Annotated in this window: 1 protein-coding gene; it reads left to right on the top strand. The window is 43.6% G+C overall.

What is annotated here, in order from left to right:
• Positions 1-461: 461 nt before the first annotated feature.
• Positions 462-683: LacI family DNA-binding transcriptional regulator (locus tag GRP75_RS28745; protein WP_202404367.1), on the top strand; the 222-nt coding region annotated here is incomplete at its 3' end.

Below are 683 nucleotides of genomic sequence, written 5' to 3'. Positions count from 1 at the left end.
TCTAATTCTTCAAGTCATATCCCAATCATGAGGAAATCTCTTTTGTTAAAGTAAATAATTAGATGAGAAATCGTATTTCTCCGCAATATTAAAATTCTGTCCCGCCTTGTGAGGCGGAGTGAGTATAAGTCCAATGTTCATTAACTCGCTGCTGGTAAAATAGCATTAAAATCATCCCAAAAATCGAAATAGCGGCAGTCATGGACGAGGAAATAAAGTCCTAGAACTGCCGCTATTTTATTGAACTTTCGTATCCGTTAGCGCAATAGTTAATAAACATTTATTTGTTCGCGGCACCGACTGCTGGGGCTGGGATATTCCGTTCAATCTGCTGGCAAGCAGGGAACGCGAGACAATGTCCTTTTAGTAGTGAAATGAGCTTATTCATCTTTGAAGCACGCTTTTTGGGATTGACAGAGGTATGGCTGCATGAGAAAATGTACGCGCGTACATAAAATGATTTGGAGGTGGGTAATATCGTTTCGCGCAAGGAAGTAGCAGAACTTTCCGGCGTGTCTGAAGCGACGGTATCCCGGGTCTTAAATGCAGTAGGTCCTATCAAAGAGGATACGCGGAGAAGGGTTCTGGACGCAGCTAATCAGCTTGGATATGTTCCTAGTGCGCTGGCCCGTAACTTTGCCCGAAGCAAGAGTGGCCATCTTGGTGTAGTTATGCCTTATGTC

It is taken from the genome of Paenibacillus sp. OT2-17, from assembly GCF_009827695.1.
In the GTDB taxonomy this organism is placed as follows: Bacteria; Bacillota; Bacilli; order Paenibacillales; family Paenibacillaceae; genus Paenibacillus; species Paenibacillus polymyxa_B.
The sequence above is the reverse complement of the archived record's forward strand: the minus strand, read 5'-3'. Positions and strand labels throughout refer to the sequence as shown.